Consider the following 17,105-nt stretch of genomic DNA (forward strand, 5'->3'; position numbering starts at 1 on the left):
TCGGCACGCGCTGAGGGCGCCCTCCGGCAGGGAGGACGCCCTCGACGTCGTACGGGACTCAGCCCATGAACTTCTTGAACTCGTCCGGCAGCTCGAAGTCCTGCGGGGCCTGCTGGCCAGGCACACCGAAGGCGCCCCCGCCCTGAGCGCCGGCGGCCTTGCGCGCGGCCTCCTCGGCCTCCTGCTGCTTGCGCTTCATGGGGTTGCCGGAGCGCTGCTTGCCCTTGGCCTTCTTCTGCTGCTTCTTGGCGCGGCCGGGGCCGCCGCCCATGCCCGGCACACCCGGCATGCCCGGCATCCCGCCGCCCTGAGCCATGCGCGACATCATCTTGCGGGCCTCGAAGAACCGCTCGACGAGGTTCTTGACCGCGCTGACCTCGACGCCGGAACCCTTGGCGATACGGGCGCGCCGCGAGCCGTTGATGATCGTGGCGTCGGCACGCTCGGCCGGGGTCATCGACTTGATGATGGCGGCCGTGCGGTCGACGTCCCGCTCGTCGAGGTTGTTGATCTGGTCCTTGATCTGGCCCATGCCGGGGAGCATGCCGAGCAGCTTGGAGATGCTGCCCATCTTGCGGACCTGCTCCATCTGGGCCAGGAAGTCGTCCAGGGTGAAGTCCTGGCCCTTCTTGGACGCCAGCTTGGAGGCCATCTTCTCGGCCTCTTCCTGGCTGAACGTCTTCTCCGCCTGCTCGATCAGGGTGAGCAGGTCACCCATGTCGAGAATGCGGGAGGCCATCCGGTCAGGGTGGAAGGCGTCGAAGTCCTCGAGCTTCTCGCCGTTCGACGCGAACATGATCGGCTTGCCGGTGATCTGCCGGATCGACAAGGCCGCGCCACCGCGGGCGTCACCGTCGAGCTTGGAGAGCACCACGCCGTCGAAGCCGACGCCGTCGCGGAAGGACTCGGCGGTGTTGACCGCGTCCTGGCCGATCATCGCGTCGACGACGAAGAGGATCTCGTCGGGCGATACGGCGTCGCGGATGTCCGCGGCCTGCTGCATCAGTTCCTGGTCGATGCCCAGGCGGCCGGCGGTGTCCACGATCACGATGTCGTGGACCTTGGACTTCGCGAACTCGATGGAGTCCTTGGCGACCTTGACCGGGTCACCGACGCCGTTGCCCGGCTCGGGCGCGTAGACCGCGACACCGGCGCGCTCGGCGACGACGCTGAGCTGGTTGACGGCGTTGGGACGCTGGAGGTCGGCGGCGACGAGCAGCGGCGAGTGGCCCTGCTCCTTCAGCCAGTGGCCGAGCTTGCCCGCGAGGGTGGTCTTACCGGCACCCTGGAGACCCGCCAGCATGATCACGGTGGGCGGGTTCTTGGCGAACCGCAGCCGCCGGGTCTCGCCGCCGAGGATCGTGACGAGCTCGTCGTTCACGATCTTCAGGACCTGCTGCGCGGGATTCAGCGCCCGCGAGACATCGGCACCGAGGGCACGCTCCTTGACGTTCTTGATGAACGTCCGGACGACCGGCAGGGCCACGTCCGCCTCGAGGAGCGCGATACGGATCTCGCGCGCGGTGGCGTCGATGTCCGCCTCGGAGAGCCGTCCCTTGCCGCGCAGGTTCTTGAAAGTCGCTGAGAGGCGATCGGAAAGAGTATCGAACACGGCGCTCGCGGTCCTCGGGGTCGGTGGCAGCTGGGAATCGCCCTCCAGGGTATCCCGGCGACACACGTAGCCGGGATCCCCCGGTCAGCCCCGCAAGGTCTCCTCCAGCTTCCGGGCCACGGAAGCCGCTTCGCCGGCCCCGAGCGGGGCGCCCTTGCCGTCGGTGACGTAGAAGGCGTCCACCGCGTTGGCGCCCAGCGTCGACACGTGCGCGCTGCGCATCCGCACCCCGGCGTCCTCCAGCGCGCGCCCGATGCGGAACAGCAGTCCCGGGGCGTCCTGGGCCCGCACCTCGATCACCGTGGCGTGCCGGGAGGCCGCGGACGCGACCGTCACGCGTGCGGCGGGCGCGACGACGCCCCGGCGCCTCGGATACGCGGCGTCGCGCTCGGCCAGGCGTCCGGCGACGTCCAGCGAGCCGTCCAGGGCCCGGACGAGATCGGCGCGCAGCCGGGCCGCCTGGGGCAGCGAGCCGTACTGGGCGGCGACCCGCCAGTTCAGCAGGAGCACGGAGCCCTCGACACCGTCGGGCAGGTCCAGGGCCCGCAGCTCCGCCGTGCGGACGGTCAGCCGGTGCACGGCCAGCACTCCGGCGACGGCGGGCAGTACACCCGGTTGGTCCGGTACGGCGATGAGAAGCTCCACGCCGAGCGGCTCGGGGTCCCCGGCGGGCTGGCCCTCCGTGAGAGCCGGCGGCTCGGTCTGCGCGCGCAGGGACAGCACCGGGCTGCCGGTCGCCACCGCCTCGATGGCGAGGCGCTCCTGCTCGGCGGTGGGCGCGGCGGCCTCCGGCTCGTCGAGGTCGTCCCCGGCGAGCACGGCGGCCACCCGCTTGACCAGGTCGGCGACGAGCGAACCCCGCCAGGACGACCAGGCGGCCGGCCCGGTGGCCAGGGCGTCCGCCTCGGTCAGCGCGTGCAGCAGCTCCAGCGTGCCCTGCGATCCGACCGCCTCGGCGACCGAACGCACGGTGGCCGGGTCCTCCAGGTCACGCCGGGTGGCGGTGTCCACGAGCAGCAGGTGGTGGCGTACGAGCGTCGCGAGTACGGCGACGTCGTCGCGGTCGAAGCCGATGCGCGCGGCGACGTCCTTCGCGATGATCTCGCCGGCCACCGAGTGGTCGCCGGGCCAGCCCTTGCCGATGTCGTGCAGCAGTGCGGCGACGAGCAGCAGGTCGGGACGGTGGACGCGCCGGGTGAACTCCGAGGCGCGGACGGCCGTCTCGATCAGGTGCCGGTCGACGGTCCAGATGTGCACGGCGTTGCGCTGGGGGCGGCAGCGCACCCGCTCCCAGTCGGGCAGCATCTGGGTGATCAGCCCCTCGGCCTCCAGTGCCTCCCAGACGTCGATGGTGGGCTGGCCCGAGCCGAGCAGGGTCACGAGCTGCTCACGCGCCTCGGCGGGCCAGGGCGTGGGCAGGGGGCGTACTCCGGCCGCCATGCGCCGTACGGCGTGCAGGGAGAGCGGGAGTCCGGCCTGTGCGGCGGCGGCCGCGGCACGCAGCGGGAGCACGGGGTCGCGATCGGGGCGCGCGGCGCGGGCGAGCACCACCTCGCCGTCCTGCTCGACGACCCCCTCCGCCAGCGGCGACCTTTCGGCCACCGGCTTGCCGCCCCCGAGCATGGCGCGCAGCCGCGGCCGCACGGCACGCGACCTGAGGACGCGTCCCACCTCGCGCCAGGTGACGTCACTGGCGTACGAGATGACCCGCGCGGCTTCGTAGACCTGCCGCAGCAGGGTGTCGGCGTCGAGCAGGCCGAGTTCGGCGGCGACCTGGTCCTGTTCCTGGAGCGCCAGCCGGTCGGTCGCGCGGCCCGTCGTCAGATGCAGTGCGTCCCGGACGTCGAGCAGTCGGCGCCGGGCGTCGTCGAGGCCCTCGCGCGGGGCGTCGGCCAGCCAGGAGGCGGCGACGGCACGCAGGGCGGTGGCGTCCCGGAGTCCGCCGCGCGCTTCTTTGAGATCGGGCTCCAGCAGGTACTGGAGTTCGCCCTGGCGCTCGGCGCGCTCGGCGCACAGTTCCTGAAGCTCGGGAAGGCGCTTGGGGGCCTGGTTGCGCCAGTCGGCGAGGACCGCCGTGCGCAGGCCCGCCGTCAGCCCCAGATCGCCGGCGATGTGGCGGGCGTCGAGGAGGCCGAGCTGGACCTTCAGATCCTCCGCGGCCGTCTTGCGGGCCTCCGCAGGTGTGCGCACGGAGTGGTCGAGGGCGAGACCGAGGTCCCACACGGGGTACCAGATGCGGTCGGCCAGCGCGGCGACCGCGCCCGAGTCGCTGCCGTCGTGCAGCAGGACCAGGTCCAGGTCGCTGCGCGGGGACAGCTCGCCGCGGCCGTAGCCGCCGACGGCGATAAGGGAGACCCCGCGCAGTGCCTCGGCGCCCGCGGTGAACAGCCCCGAGAGCCAGTCGTCCGTCAGGTCGGAGAGGGCCGAACGGCGCGGCGGCCCGGACCGCGCCCCCTCTTGGAGGAGGCGCAGCCGGGCCGCCGCGTAGCCGCTGGGTCCCGAGTCCTCTACGTCCTTGTGCACGTCCGTGCTCGTCACCCAGCAGCTCCAGTTCTGTTCTTCGGTCAGAGCGCGTCCGGGCCGCGCTCGCCCGTCCGGACCCGTACGGCGGTCTCGACCGGCAGGGACCAGACCTTGCCGTCACCGATCTTGCCGGTACGGGCCGCCTTGACGATGACGTCGATCAGCTGCTCGGCGTCGTCGTCCTCGGCGAGGACCTCGATGCGGATCTTCGGGACCAGGTCGACGGTGTACTCGGCACCGCGGTAGACCTCGGTGTGGCCCCGCTGACGACCGTAGCCGCTCGCCTCGGTGACCGTCAGGCCGTGGACCCCGAAGGCCTGGAGGGCTTCCTTGATCTCGTCGAGCCGGTGCGGCTTGACGACGGCGGTGATGAGCTTCATGCGTCCACCTTCTTGCCCGCGCCGTCGGCCGGGGCCGTGACGGAGGTCCGGGCGGCGCCGCCACCGGCACCGCTGAAGTCGTATGCGGTCTCGGCGTGCTCGGCCTGGTCGATGCCCGAGACCTCCTCGTCCTCAGTGACCCGCATGCCGATCGTCTTGTCGAGCAGGAAGGCCAGGATCGCGGAGGCGATCAGGGAGTAGGCGAGGACCGCGAAGACACCGGCGCACTGCTTCCAGAACTGGTCCAGGCCGCCGCCGTAGAAGAGGCCCTCGACGTCGGACTGGCCCTTGCCACTGGCGAAGAAGCCGATCAGCAGGGAGCCGATGACACCGCCGACCATGTGGACACCGACGACGTCCAGGGAGTCGTCGTAGTTGAAGCGGTACTTCAGGCCGACGGCCGCGGCACAGCCGACACCGGCGATGGCGCCGATGCAGATCGCGCCGATCGGGGTGATCGCACCACCGGACGGGGTGATGGCGACCAGACCGGCGACCGCGCCGGAGGCGGCGCCCAGCGTGGTGAACGCGCCGTGGCGGATCTTCTCGTAGGCGAGCCAGGCGAGCATGGCGGCCGCGGTGGCGATCTGCGTGTTGACGAACATCAGCGAGCCGACGCCGTCGTCGTTGCCGAGCCACGAGCCGGCGTTGAAGCCGAACCAGCCGAACCACAGCAGACCGGCGCCGAGCATGACCAGCGGGAGGCTGTGCGGGCGCATCGGGTCACGCTTGAAGCCGACGCGCTTGCCGATGACCAGGATCACACCGAGCGCTGCGGCGCCCGCGTTGATGTGGACCGCGGTACCACCGGCGAAGTCGATCACACCGAGCTCGAAGGCCCAGCCGCCGGTGCCCCAGACCCAGTGGGCGACCGGGAAGTACACGACCGTCGCCCACAGCGCCACGAAGAGCGCCCAGGCGGAGAACTTCACGCGGTCGGCGATCGCGCCGCTTATGAGGGCGGGCGTGATGATGGCGAACATCATCTGGAAGACGGCGAAGGCGAGGACCGGGATCGTGTACCCGGACCAGATATCGCCCTTGTCGATGCCGGTCCATCCGAAGAAGTCGGATTCCCAGCCGATGAGCGAACCGTGGTCCGTACCGAACGCCATGGAGAAGCCGTAGACGACCCACAGGATGGTGACGATACCCATGCTGATGAAGCTCATCATCAGCATGTTGAGGGTGCTCTTGACGCGGACCATGCCTCCGTAGAAGAAGGCGAGTCCCGGCGTCATGACGAGCACCAGAGCGGAACAGATCAACATGAAGCCTGTGTTGGCCACAGACAGCTTGTCTGCGGCGAGCGTGATGGCGGTTGGTGCCATCGGCGTCTCCTCGTCGTAGGTACGGCCCCGTGCGGGCGAAGCCAGAGCGGAATCAGGGGTGGGCCGGTTATGCGCCATGAGATTCGCGCAGCGCGGTTTCGGTGGAGGCCCCTCATTGTTTCGCCGCCGTGACGAAGACGCCTTGCGTGTTACGCGTCGATGAACTGGCAGATATGGGCCGCGTCGATCGTTATCGTGGCGCAACCTTCGCTTCAGGAGTTAAACCGGCCGCGGTCGGCCTTCCGATGACCTGGCATGGGGGAGCCGAGTCGGGCAGTTCGGGAGGGCCGGCCGCGGCCGGGGTTCCGGGGATTCAGACGGCTTCCGCGGTCTCCGGAAGTTCCACGGCGAGCTTGTCGGTGAGTTCCACGACCTCGGCGAGATCACCGAAATCGCGTACAGCCGTGTCGACCGTCTTTCGGATACGAGTGTTGACGCGCTCGGAGCGGACCTTCTTGGCGATGTGCATGGCCTGTTCCACCAGTGCGGTGCTCTGCTCGGGCTCGCGCCGGAGCAGATGCACCGTGGCCATGCCGACGAGATTGAGTGCGTACGACCGCTGGTGCTCGTCGTCCTTGGAGAAGAGCTCCACCGCCCGCTGCATGAGGGGCTCGGCCAGGGAGGCGTAGGTCGGGCTGCGACCGGCCACGTAGGCCAGGTCCCGGTAGGAGTGGGAGTTCTCGCCGTACAGCTCGGCCTCGGAGAAGAACCGGATCCAGTCGGGGTCCGGCTCGTCCCACTCGTCGGCGTCGGCGAAGATGTCCTCGGCCATCCGGACCGCCCTCTTGCACTTGCCGGGCTGCCCCATGTTGGCGTAGGCGCGGGCCTCCATCGCATACAGCATCGACTGGGTGCGCGGGCTCGCACAGTCCCGGCTGCCGTACTGCGCGAGGTGGATCAGCTCCAGGGCGTCCTCGGGCCGCCCGAGGTGGATCATCTGACGGCTCATGCTGGACAGGACGTAGGAGCCGAGCGGCTTGTCGCCGGCCTCCTTGGCCGCGTGCAGGGCGAGGACGAAGTACTTCTGCGCGGTGGGCTGCAGCCCCACGTCGTACGACATCCAGCCCGCGAGTTCCGCCAGTTCGGCGGCGACCTTGAACAGCTTGCGGGTGGTGGTCTCGGGCTGGGGCTCCTGGAGGAGGTCCGTCACCTCGTGCAGCTGGCCGACGACCGCCTTGCGGCGCAGGCCGCCGCCGCACTGGGCGTCCCACTGGCGGAACATCTCGGTCGTCGACTCGAGGAGGTCGAGCTCGGGCCTGGAGAGACGGCCGACGCGACGGGACGAGGCGGGGTCGGGTTCCCGGTGCGCGGGGGCGGCGGGGCCGGGGACCAGCCAGCGCTGCATGGGCTCGATGAGGGACGGGCCCGCGGACAGGACCAGCGAAGTCCCGAGGAAGCCGCGCCGCGCCAGCATGAGGTCGCTGCGCGAGAACTCGCTGAGCAGGGCCACGGTCTGCGGGCCCGTCCAGGGCAGGTCGACCCCGGTCGCGGACGGTGACTGGCGGGCGGCGCGCAGTCCGAGGTCCTCGACGGAGACGACGCATCCGAACCGCTCGGAGAACAGCTCGGACAGGATCCTGGGGATGGGTTCGCGGGGGTTCTCGCCGTCCAGCCAGCGGCGCACCCGCGAGGTGTCGGTGGAGATGTGGTTGGCCCCCAGCTGGCGGGCCCTGCGGTTGACCTGGCGGGCGAGCTCGCCCTTCGACCAGCCGCTGCGCACGAACCAGGAGGTGAGCAGCTCGTTGGGGCGTTTGTCGGCCTGGGAGGAGCTCTGCGCGGCGCTCCCGGCGCCCGTCCCGCTTCCGCTGTTGCCGCCCACTGGAACGCCCCCATCCCTGAGACCACTTGTCGCCGAGTGCGCCAAGCCTTATCAGAATGCCGGTAAATACGGCCGTTCGTCCGGCAGTTGTCAGCCTTCGAACGAGGAGCCGACTTGCCTCCGGCATACCCACAAGCGCATGTGCCCCCAGGACTCGTGCACTCAAAGTAATCCTACGATCACGCGTCCAGCCATGGCGATCCCGGAAACGCCACCATTCGCCACCCCTTCGAATGAACCTACGGTCGCCTCCGCGCGATTCACTTGACATAGACCGAGCAGGGGTAGGCGGAGCGGTGCACTCAGGGGCGCACATGACCCAGCGCACCACCCGGGGCACCTCCGAGCGCCGATATCGCCCGGAAGAAGCAACGGAGAGTGACTGGACGCGTCCGTCGCGTAACCACCGGCGCGCTGGACCCGTTGGAGGGGGCATGGGCTTCACGATCGGCGGCATTCGGGAGATCCGTTCCGGTACCCGCAGGCGCGGCCGCTCCTCGGAGTGCACCACCGTCGCCGAGTTCACCGGACTCTGGGGCTGGGACGTCGTCCCGGGAGCGCGCGCTTCGGCCGGCGCCTGCTCCTGCGGCCGCGCGGACTGCCCTCACCCCGGCGCCCACCCCCTCGACTTCGCACCACCGGTCCCGTCCGGAGCCACGCTCGACGACGTGACCAAGGCGTGGTCCGAGTTCCCCGGCGCCTCAGTGATGCTGCCCGTCGGCCGTGCCTTCGACGTCATCGAGGTCGCCGAGCCGGCCGGGCGCCGCGCCCTGGTCCGCCTGGAGCGCATGGGCCTGCCCCTCGGCCCGGTGACCGCGACCCCCGAGGGCCGCGCCCAGTTCTTCGTCGCCCCCGGCGCCGCGTCCGATCTGAGCGAACTCCTCTACCGCATGGGCTGGGACGACGCCGCCTCCCTCGACCTGCGCGGCCTGGGCCCCGGCAGCCACATCACGGCTCCGCCGTCGGACCGGGGCGGCCTGGGGCCGGTGCAGTGGCTCCGGCCGCCTTCCTTGGACACCGCGACGAAGCCGCCGGCGGCCCGCCTGCTGCTGGGGACACTGGCGTACGTGGCACACCGGTCACAGGCATAGGACGTACGCCGCACACAGCGAAGCGCCCGCTCCCCACTGCACCTCGGGGGCGGGCGCCTCTTCGCGATCTACGGCTTCTCACTCGCCGCGTGTACGGCTTCTCACTCGCGCCGCTGTACGGCTTTCATTCGCCGCCTGTACGACGTATCAGTCGCCGATCAGCGCGTCCACGAACGCTTCCGGCTCGAACGGCGCCAGGTCGTCGGCGCCCTCTCCGAGGCCGATCAGCTTGACCGGCACGCCCAGTTCGCGCTGGACCGCGACCACGATGCCGCCCTTGGCCGTGCCGTCCAGCTTGGTCAGGACGATGCCGGTGATGTCGACGACCTCGGCGAAGACGCGGGCCTGCACCAGGCCGTTCTGCCCGGTGGTGGCGTCCAGGACCAGCAGCACCTCGTCGAGCGGGGCGTGCTTCTCGACGACCCGCTTGACCTTGCCGAGCTCGTCCATGAGGCCGGTCTTGGTGTGCAGCCGCCCCGCGGTGTCGATGAGGACCACGTCGACCCCCATCTCCTTGCCCTCCTTCACCGCGTCGAAGGCGACGGAGGCGGGGTCGCCGCCCTCGGGTCCGCGCACGGTGTAGGCGCCCACCCGCTCGCCCCAGGTCTGGAGCTGGTCGGCGGCGGCGGCCCGGAAGGTGTCCGCGGCGCCCAGGACCACGCTCCGTCCGTCCGCCACGAGCACGCGCGCGAGCTTGCCGGTGGTGGTGGTCTTGCCGGTGCCGTTGACGCCGACGACCATCACGATGCCCGGCTTGCGCTCCTCGGGCTCGGTCCTCACCGTGCGGTCGACCTCGGTGCCGACCAGCTTGAGCAGCTCCTGGCGCAGCAGCCCACGCAGCTCGTCGGGGGTCCGGGTGCCCAGCACCTTCACCCGCTCGCGCAGCCCGTCGACCAGCTCCTGGGTGGGGGCCACGCCGACGTCGGCGGTGAGGAGGATGTCCTCGATCTCCTCCCAGGTGTCGTCGTCGAGGTGCTCGCGCGACAGGAGCGTGAGCAGCCCCTTGCCGAGGGCGTTCTGCGAGCGGGAGAGCCGGGAGCGCAGACGGACCAGGCGGCCGGCGGTGGGCTCCGGGACTTCGATCGCGGGCGGGGGGAGCTCTTCTACGACGGGCGGCGCCGAGCCGTCCGGGAGGTCGACCTCCTCTATGGTCCGGCGCGGTTCGTCGCGCGGGGTCTCGGCCTCGTCGCCGACGTGCGGCTCGGCCGGAGGGGCGGTGATGTCGGGCGCGGCGGGGGGTGGCGGGGGCAGCGGCTTCTTGCGCCGGCTGCCGACGACGAGCCCGCCGAGCACACCGAGCACGACCACGGCGATGACTACAGCAAGGATGACGGTTTCCATAACGCACCCAGTATCGGCCATGGGTCACGGCCGAACCCAGCTTGTGTTTTCACACGGGGAAAACAGCCACAAAATGGCTTTTAGTGTGACTAATACGCAACGACGCGCCACGCCGTGCCCTCTACGACCCACACGTGCCACCTCCATAGCAATCTGACGCCTCGTCAGCTACCGTCCCCGCACCACTCCGCCCGGTGAAGGGGGACCCCCATGCCCGTCACGGTCGTCCGTTTCAACCTCGTCGAGCCCGGCGCGACGCCCGCCTCCCTCAGCGCCCGCTACCGCGCCGCCCTGGACATGGCCGCGTACGCCGACGAGCACGGGATCACCACCGTGCAGACCGAGGAGCACCACGGCGTCGACAACAACTGGCTGCCGTCGCCGTTCGCCTTCGCGGGCGCGGTGTTCGGCGCGACGCGGAGGATCGCGGTCACCGTCTCCGCCGTGATCGGCCCCCTGCACGACCCGCTCCGCCTGGCCGAGGAGATCGCCGTACTGGATCTGCTGAGCGGCGGACGCCTGGTGACGGTCGCCGGGATCGGGTACCGGCCCGAGGAGTACGCCCTGTTCGACGTGGAGTGGAGCCGGCGGGGCCGCCTGCAGGACGAGCTGCTGGAGACCCTGCTGAAGGCCTGGACCGGCGAGGAGTTCGCATACCGGGGTCGTACGGTACGGATCACCCCGCGCCCCTTCACCGACCCGCACCCCCTCCTCCTGGTCGGCGGCTCCTCCAAGGCCGCGGCTCGCCGGGCCGCCCGTCTGGGCCTGCCGTTCTTCCCCAGCGCCCACCTCCCGGAACTGGAGGCGTACTACAAGGAGCGGCTCGTCGAGTACGGCACCGAGGGCTGGACCATGATGCCGACGGCCGAGACACCGTTGCTGCACATCGCCGAGAACCCGGACGAGGCGTGGGCGCGTCACGGAGAGCACTTCCTCCACGAGGCCCGGACCTACGCCTCCTGGCAGTCCGGTGACATCCGCTCGGCGGTACGGTCGGCGGCTGCGAGCGTGGATGAGCTGCGCGCGGAGGGCGTGTACCGGATCCTCACACCGGACGAGTGCGTGGAGCAGGGGCTCGACAATCTCGTCCTGCATCCGCTGGCGGGCGGGATGCCGGTGGAGGAGGGGTGGCGCAGTCTCCGGTTGTTCGCGGAACGGGTGCTTCCGGCGCTGAACGGCTGAGCCGCCTGGACGAGGTCGCCCACGGCACGCAGCGGCCACGGACGGTCGAGGAGACAACACCGCCGCCCCCGGTCCAGGCGGTTGCCGGACCGGGGGCGGCGGAGGGTTCGGGGAGAAGGGCAGCGGGGTGTTGGCCCTTCTCCCCGGGTTCGCGGGGGCCGTCAGCGGGTTCGCGGGCCGTCAGCCCATCTCCTCCAGCGCCTTGCCCTTCGTCTCCTTGACGTACTTGAGGACGAACGGGATGGAGAGCGCGGCGAAGACCGTGTAGATCACGTAGGTCGCGGAGAGGTTCCAGTCGGCCAGCGACGGGAAGCTCGCGGTGATGGCCCAGTTGGCGATCCACTGCGCGGACGCGGCCACACCGAGGGCGGCGGCGCGGATCCGGTTCGGGAACATCTCGCCGAGGAAGACCCAGACGACCACACCCCAGGACAGGGCGAAGAAGAGGACGAAGACGTGCGCGGCGATCAGCGCGGTCCAGCCCTGCACGGCCGGCAGCTTGCCGTCGACCAGGTCGAAGGAGAACGCCCAGGCCTCCAGTGCGAGACCGATCACCATGCCGGCCGAACCGATCAGGGCGAGCGGCCGGCGGCCGACACGGTCCACGAAGATCATCGCGATCACGGTGCCGACGATGTTGATGATCGACGTCGTGAAGGAGTAGAGGAACGAGTCCGTCGGGTCGACGCCGACCGACTGCCACAGCGTCGAGGAGTAGTAGAACGCGACGTTGATGCCGACGAACTGCTGGAAGACCGACAGGCCGATGCCGACCCAGACGATCGGCTTGAAGAAGAAGCTCCCGCCGAGGAGGTCCTTGAAGGTCGACTTGTGCTCGCTCTTCATGGCGTTCTCGATCTCGGTCACGCGCGCGTCGAGGTCGATCTTGTCGCCCTCGACCTCCGCGAGGATCTCCCGGGCACGCTCGTGCTTGCCGACGGAGATCAAGAAGCGCGGGGACTCGGGGATGGCGAAGGAGAGCAGGCCGTAGAGGACGGCCGGGATCACCATGACGCCGAGCATGACCTGCCAGGCCTCGAGACCCATCAGCTTGCCGCGCTGGTCACCGCCGGCCGCGTTCAGCAGGCCCCAGTTGACCAGCTGCGAGACGGCGATGCCGATGACGATCGCGGCCTGCTGGAAGGACCCGAGGCGGCCGCGGTAGGCCGGCGGGGCGACCTCGGCGATATAGGCGGGGCCGATGACGGAGGCCATACCGATGGCGAAGCCGCCGACGATCCGCCAGAACGCCAGGTCGTACAGCGCGAAGGGCAGTGCCGAGCCGACGGCGCTGATCGTGAAGAGGACGGCCGAGATCTGCATGCACCGGATACGGCCGATGCGGTCCGCGATACGTCCCGCGGTCGCCGCGCCGATCGCACAGCCGATCAGGGCGATGGCGATGACCTGCGCCAGGGCCGCGGAACCGATGTCGTAACGGCCCCGGATGGCCTCGACGGCGCCGTTGATCACGGAGCTGTCGTAACCGAAGAGGAAACCGCCCATCGCGGCCGCCGCCGCGATGAAGATGACGTGCCCGAGATGATCGGGATGAGCCGCCTGGGCTCCTGACTTGGACGCCTGCTCTGTGCTGGTCACGTGTACTCCTCGGGCCACCGGCAACGCTGCCGGCTGGGGGCGACCCTTCCAGATAGGTGGTACCTGAAGGTAAAAACAACATTGCCGACCCTATGCCTTCAAGTTTCGAAGTCAAGAGGGCGTCCAGTGTGAGAAAAGAGGCATGGATGACCAAGACGTGTTCAAGACTTGAAGTATTGATGAAGGGCTAGCGGAGCCGCTGTGAAATCACCTTGGACACCCCGTCGCCCTGCATGGAGACGCCGTACAGCGCGTCGGCGACCTCCATGGTCCGCTTCTGGTGCGTGATCACGATGAGCTGTGAGGCTTCCTGCAGCTCCTGCATGATGCGGATCAGCCGCTGCAGGTTGGTGTCGTCGAGGGCGGCCTCGACCTCGTCCATGACGTAGAACGGGCTGGGCCGGGCCTTGAAGATCGACACCAGCAACGCCACAGCGGTGAGCGAGCGCTCGCCACCGGAGAGCAACGACAGCCGCTTGACCTTCTTGCCCGGCGGACGGGCCTCGACATCCACGCCGGTGGTGAGCATGTTGTCGGGATCGGTCAGGATGAGCCGCCCCTCGCCGCCCGGGAAGAGCCGGCTGAAAACACCCTCGAACTCCCTGGCCGTGTCCCGGTAGGCCTCGGTGAATACCTGCTCGACGCGTTCATCGACCTCCTTCACCACTTGAAGCAGGTCGGTGCGGGTCTTCTTCAGGTCCTCCAACTGCTCACTGAGGAACTTGTGCCGCTCCTCCAGCGCCGCGAACTCCTCCAGGGCGAGCGGGTTGACCTTGCCGAGCTGCTGATAGGCCCGCTCGGCCGCCTTGAGCCGCTTCTCCTGCTCGGCCCGGTGGAACTGCTTCGGCTGGTTGCGCGGATGCTCCGGATCGTCGGGCAGTTCCTCGCCCTCGGCGGGCGGGGAGGGCGGTACCGGCTGGTGGGGGCCGTACTCGTCGATGAGCCCCGCCGGTTCGACACCCAGTTCTTCCAGCGCCTTGGTCTCCAGCTGCTCGATCCGCATCCGCTTCTCGGCGCCGAGCACCTCACCGCGGTGGACGGAGTCGGTCAGCTTGTCGAGCTCGGACTTGAGATCCCGGCCGGTGTTCCGCGCGGCGGTCAACTCCCGTTCCCTGAGCGCCTTGGCGGCGTCGGCGGCGGTCCGCTCCTCGTCCGCGCGCGCGAGGGACACCTCGACGTGCGCGAGCAACTGCCGCGCACCGGAGGCGACAGCGTCGGCCACGGCGGCCTCGTGCCGCAGCCGGGCGCGCCGCTGTTCGGCACGCGCGCGTGCGTCTCGCTCCGCACGGGCGGCACGGTCGAGGGCGTCGGCCCGTCCGGCGAGCCCCTTGACCCGCTCCTCATGCGTACGGACCTGAAGGCGGGCCTCCATCTCGGTCTGGCGGGCGTTGGCGCCGTCGGCGGCGAGACGGTCCCGTACCGACGTGTCGGGCTCCTCCTCCACCGGCATCTCCTCGGCGACGGCGAGCCGTTCGGCGAGTTCCTCGACCTCTTCGAGCGCCTTCTCCAGGGCGTCCTGCGCTCGCGCGGCGGCCGCGGTGGACCGCTCCGCCTCGCCGGCGGCACCTTTCGCCTGGCCGGCGAGGCGGCCGAGCTGCTGGGCGACGGCCGACTTCTCCCGGTCCGCGGCGCGGCGGCGCTCTCCCAGCTCCTCCACTCGGGCCGTGCACTCCTTGCGGTGTGCCACCGCCGCGTGCTGGGCCTCGCTGAGTTCCTCGCACTGCACGGCCAGCTCTTCGAGTTCGGCGGCGGCCTGGTCGACGGACGCCTGTACTTCGAGGAGGCTGGGGGCGCCCGCGGAGCCGCCGTGCGCGAAGTGGGCGCCGAGGAGGTCGCCTTCGGCGGTGACGGCGGTCAGGTGGGGATGGGCGTAGACGAGGTCCTCGGCGTCTTCGAGGGTGCCGACGACGACGATGCCGTGGAGCAGGCGGCGAACGGCCGCCATGAGATCGGACGGGCCGCGGACCAGGTCTGCCGCGTGTTGTAGTGCGGCGTCCGCGGGTGCGGTGTGGCTGGTCGCGCCCCGCGGCGGAGCCGCGGATTGATGCAGCCCCGCGCCCCTGAAGGGCGCGTCTTCGGGGGCCCCTGCCAAGAGGAGTGACGCTCGTCCCGCGTCCTGCTTCCGCAGCAGCCTGATCGCGTCGGCCGCGGCCGAAGGCGAGGTCACCGCCAGGGCGTCCGCCGCCGCGCCGAACGCTGCCGCCAGCGCGACCTCATGGCCCGGGGTCACCGTCAGGAGCTCGGCCGCCGGGCCCAGGAGTCCGGTGAGACGATCCTTCGCGCCCAGCAGCGCTCCCGTTCCGTCCTTTCTCCGCAGTCCCATGGCCAGCGCCTCGTGCCGGGCCTGCGTCGCCGCGCGCTTGCGTTCCGCCGCCGTGACCGCCTCGCGGGCAGCCGTCAGTGCGGCCTCCGCCTCCGCCAGCTGCCGCTTCGCCGCCTCGTGCCGCTCCGCCAGTTCCGCGTCGCCCGCGTCCAGGCCGTCCACCTCGGCCTTCAGTGCCTCGTACTCCTCCTGCGCGGCGACCGCACGGTCCTGGGACTCGTCCCGGGCGGCGGCGAGGCGGTCGATCTCGGCCTGCGCGGAGGCCGCGCGGGAACGGGCCGCGTTGACCTGGCCGCCCAGCCGGGCGAGGCCCTCGCGGCGGTCGGCGATGGCCCGGGCGACGTCCTTCAGTCGCCGTTCCTCCTGGAGGAGCTCCCGCTCCAGCTGGGCGCGGTGCGCGACCGTGTCCTCCAAGGCGTGCTCGGCCGCCTCCAGGGCAGCCTCCAGCTCGGCCTCCTGCTCGCGGATGCGGGCGGCCTCGCGTTCCATGTCCTCGGGGTCACGGCCCCGCCGTTCCTCGGGCGGCGCCGAGGTCGCGCTCTTCACGCGCGCGTCGGCCAGCGAGACCGTGCCGCGCACCCGCTCGGCGAGCTGGGAGAGCTCGTACCAGGTCTGCTGGGCCCGCTGCAGCCGGGGGGTGAGCTGTCGGACCTCGTCCTCCAGAAGGGCCTCCCGCTGGAGGGCCTTCTTCAGCTCCTGCTCGGCGGCGTCCTTGCGTGCCTTCAGCGCGGCCTCGTCCGCGACCTCGGTCTGCAGCGCCTGCCGCAGTCGTACGAGATCGTCGGCGAGCAGCCGGAGGCGGGCGTCCCTCAGGTCGGCCTGGATGACGGCGGCCCGGCGGGCGACCGCGGCCTGACGGCCGAGCGGCTTGAGCTGGCGCCTGAGCTCGTCGGTCAGGTCCTGCACGCGCGCGAGGTTGGCCTGCATCGCGTCGAGCTTGCGGAGGGCCTTCTCCTTGCGCTTGCGGTGCTTGAGGACTCCGGCGGCCTCCTCGATGAAGGCCCGGCGGCCCGTCGGATCGGCGTGCAGGACGGAGTCGAGCTGGCCCTGGCCGACGATGACGTGCATCTCGCGGCCGATGCCGGAGTCGGAGAGCAGGTCCTGGATGTCGAGGAGGCGGCAGGTGTCGCCGTTGATCTGGTACTCGCTGCCGCCGTTGCGGAACATGATCCGCGTGATGGTGACCTCGGCGTACTCGATGGGCAGGGCGCCGTCGGAGTTGTCGATGGTCAGGGACACCTCGGCGCGGCCCAGCGGCGGGCGGCCGGTGGTGCCGGCGAAGATGACGTCCTCCATCTTGCCGCCGCGCAGCGACTTGGCGCCCTGCTCGCCCATGACCCAGCTGAGCGCGTCCACGACGTTGGACTTGCCTGAGCCGTTCGGCCCCACGACACATGTGATCCCCGGCTCGAACCGGAGCGTGGTCGCCGAGGCGAACGACTTGAACCCTCGGAGGGTCAGCGCCTTGAGGTGCACGCCGCTGGACTCTACCTTCCGGGTGTGTCTCACTCCATGAACGCGCTGTTGCCCGCGGTTTCACCGTTGAACGTGCAGGGCACACCAAACGTTAAGAGAGTGAAAGGGTGCACGGGGGCAAGAAAGAAGGGACGCCGAAGCGTCCCTTGCAAACTCTGACAACTTAGCGGTTGATACAGGCCGCCCAACCACTGCGTGAGCTGTCGTGGAGCGATGCAGTGATCAGGTGAGCGCAGGCTCCGCCTGGTGTGCGTCGATGCTCTCCAGGAGACTTTCGTGAGAAGCGGCAGCCGCGAGCGCGTCGTTCTCGGCCTGGATCCGTACGAGCTCGGATTCCAGATCCTGTACGCGCTGCTGGAGCCGTCGCATCTCGGCGAGGAGTCGAGGGTCGGAGCCGCCGACGTAACCGAGAAGCGCCTTTGCCATGA

Annotated in this window: 11 protein-coding genes; 2 read left to right on the top strand and 9 right to left on the bottom strand. The window is 70.4% G+C overall.

Features of this window, described 5'->3' with window-relative positions; translation table 11 throughout:
- Positions 1–58: 58 nt before the first annotated feature.
- The 5 genes from ffh to ACIBJB_RS29770 form a co-directional block, all read right to left on the bottom strand.
- Complete coding sequence (gene ffh / locus ACIBJB_RS29750) at positions 59–1,612, bottom strand: signal recognition particle protein (protein WP_398934931.1); 1,554 nt, start codon at positions 1,610–1,612, stop codon at positions 59–61.
- Positions 1,613–1,696: 84 nt separating this feature from the next.
- A complete protein-coding gene (locus ACIBJB_RS29755; RefSeq protein WP_398934933.1) occupies positions 1,697–4,150 on the bottom strand; it encodes a [protein-PII] uridylyltransferase in 2,454 nt (817 codons plus the stop codon).
- Positions 4,151–4,176: 26 nt separating this feature from the next.
- Positions 4,177–4,515: a P-II family nitrogen regulator gene (locus tag ACIBJB_RS29760; protein WP_003997576.1), complete on the bottom strand. Its 339-nt coding sequence runs from the start codon at positions 4,513–4,515 to the stop codon at positions 4,177–4,179.
- Positions 4,512–5,846, bottom strand: a complete 1,335-nt coding sequence (locus ACIBJB_RS29765; RefSeq protein ID WP_398934935.1) for an ammonium transporter — start codon at positions 5,844–5,846, stop codon at positions 4,512–4,514. Before ACIBJB_RS29765 ends, ACIBJB_RS29760 begins: the two co-directional genes overlap by 4 nt.
- A 313-nt stretch (positions 5,847–6,159) precedes the next feature.
- Positions 6,160–7,665, bottom strand: a complete 1,506-nt coding sequence (locus tag ACIBJB_RS29770; protein WP_398934937.1) for a hypothetical protein — start codon at positions 7,663–7,665, stop codon at positions 6,160–6,162.
- Positions 7,666–8,099: 434 nt separating this feature from the next.
- On the opposite strand from ACIBJB_RS29770, the gene ACIBJB_RS29775 reads away from it, so the two are divergent.
- The gene (locus ACIBJB_RS29775) at positions 8,100–8,756 is read left to right on the top strand and encodes a bifunctional DNA primase/polymerase (RefSeq protein ID WP_398934939.1); all 657 of its coding nucleotides are present in this window, start codon (positions 8,100–8,102) and stop codon (positions 8,754–8,756) included.
- 147 nt (positions 8,757–8,903) lie between these two features.
- On the opposite strand, the gene ftsY is transcribed toward ACIBJB_RS29775, so the two are convergent.
- The gene (gene ftsY / locus ACIBJB_RS29780; RefSeq protein ID WP_398934941.1) at positions 8,904–10,097 is read right to left on the bottom strand and encodes a signal recognition particle-docking protein FtsY; all 1,194 of its coding nucleotides are present in this window, start codon (positions 10,095–10,097) and stop codon (positions 8,904–8,906) included.
- Between the two features lie 210 nt (positions 10,098–10,307).
- On the opposite strand from ftsY, the gene ACIBJB_RS29785 reads away from it, so the two are divergent.
- A complete protein-coding gene (locus tag ACIBJB_RS29785; protein ID WP_398934943.1) occupies positions 10,308–11,279 on the top strand; it encodes an LLM class flavin-dependent oxidoreductase in 972 nt (323 codons plus the stop codon).
- 180 nt (positions 11,280–11,459) lie between these two features.
- Here the strand turns inward: ACIBJB_RS29785 and ACIBJB_RS29790 are convergent, their stop codons facing one another.
- From ACIBJB_RS29790 to ACIBJB_RS29800, 3 genes are all read right to left on the bottom strand, one after another.
- Complete coding sequence (locus ACIBJB_RS29790) at positions 11,460–12,878, bottom strand: sugar porter family MFS transporter (protein WP_398934945.1); 1,419 nt, start codon at positions 12,876–12,878, stop codon at positions 11,460–11,462.
- Between the two features lie 187 nt (positions 12,879–13,065).
- Positions 13,066–16,677 (bottom strand): chromosome segregation protein SMC, encoded by a 3,612-nt coding sequence (smc, locus tag ACIBJB_RS29795; protein ID WP_398934947.1) that lies wholly within the window; start codon positions 16,675–16,677, stop codon positions 13,066–13,068.
- Between the two features lie 222 nt (positions 16,678–16,899).
- On the bottom strand, positions 16,900–17,103 hold the full coding sequence (locus ACIBJB_RS29800; RefSeq protein ID WP_057616507.1) for a hypothetical protein: 204 nt from the start codon (positions 17,101–17,103) through the stop codon (positions 16,900–16,902).
- Positions 17,104–17,105 lie beyond the last annotated feature (2 nt).

Origin of the sequence: Streptomyces sp. NPDC050759 (genome assembly GCF_044456945.1) — a bacterium.
Taxonomy (GTDB): domain Bacteria; phylum Actinomycetota; class Actinomycetes; order Streptomycetales; family Streptomycetaceae; genus Streptomyces.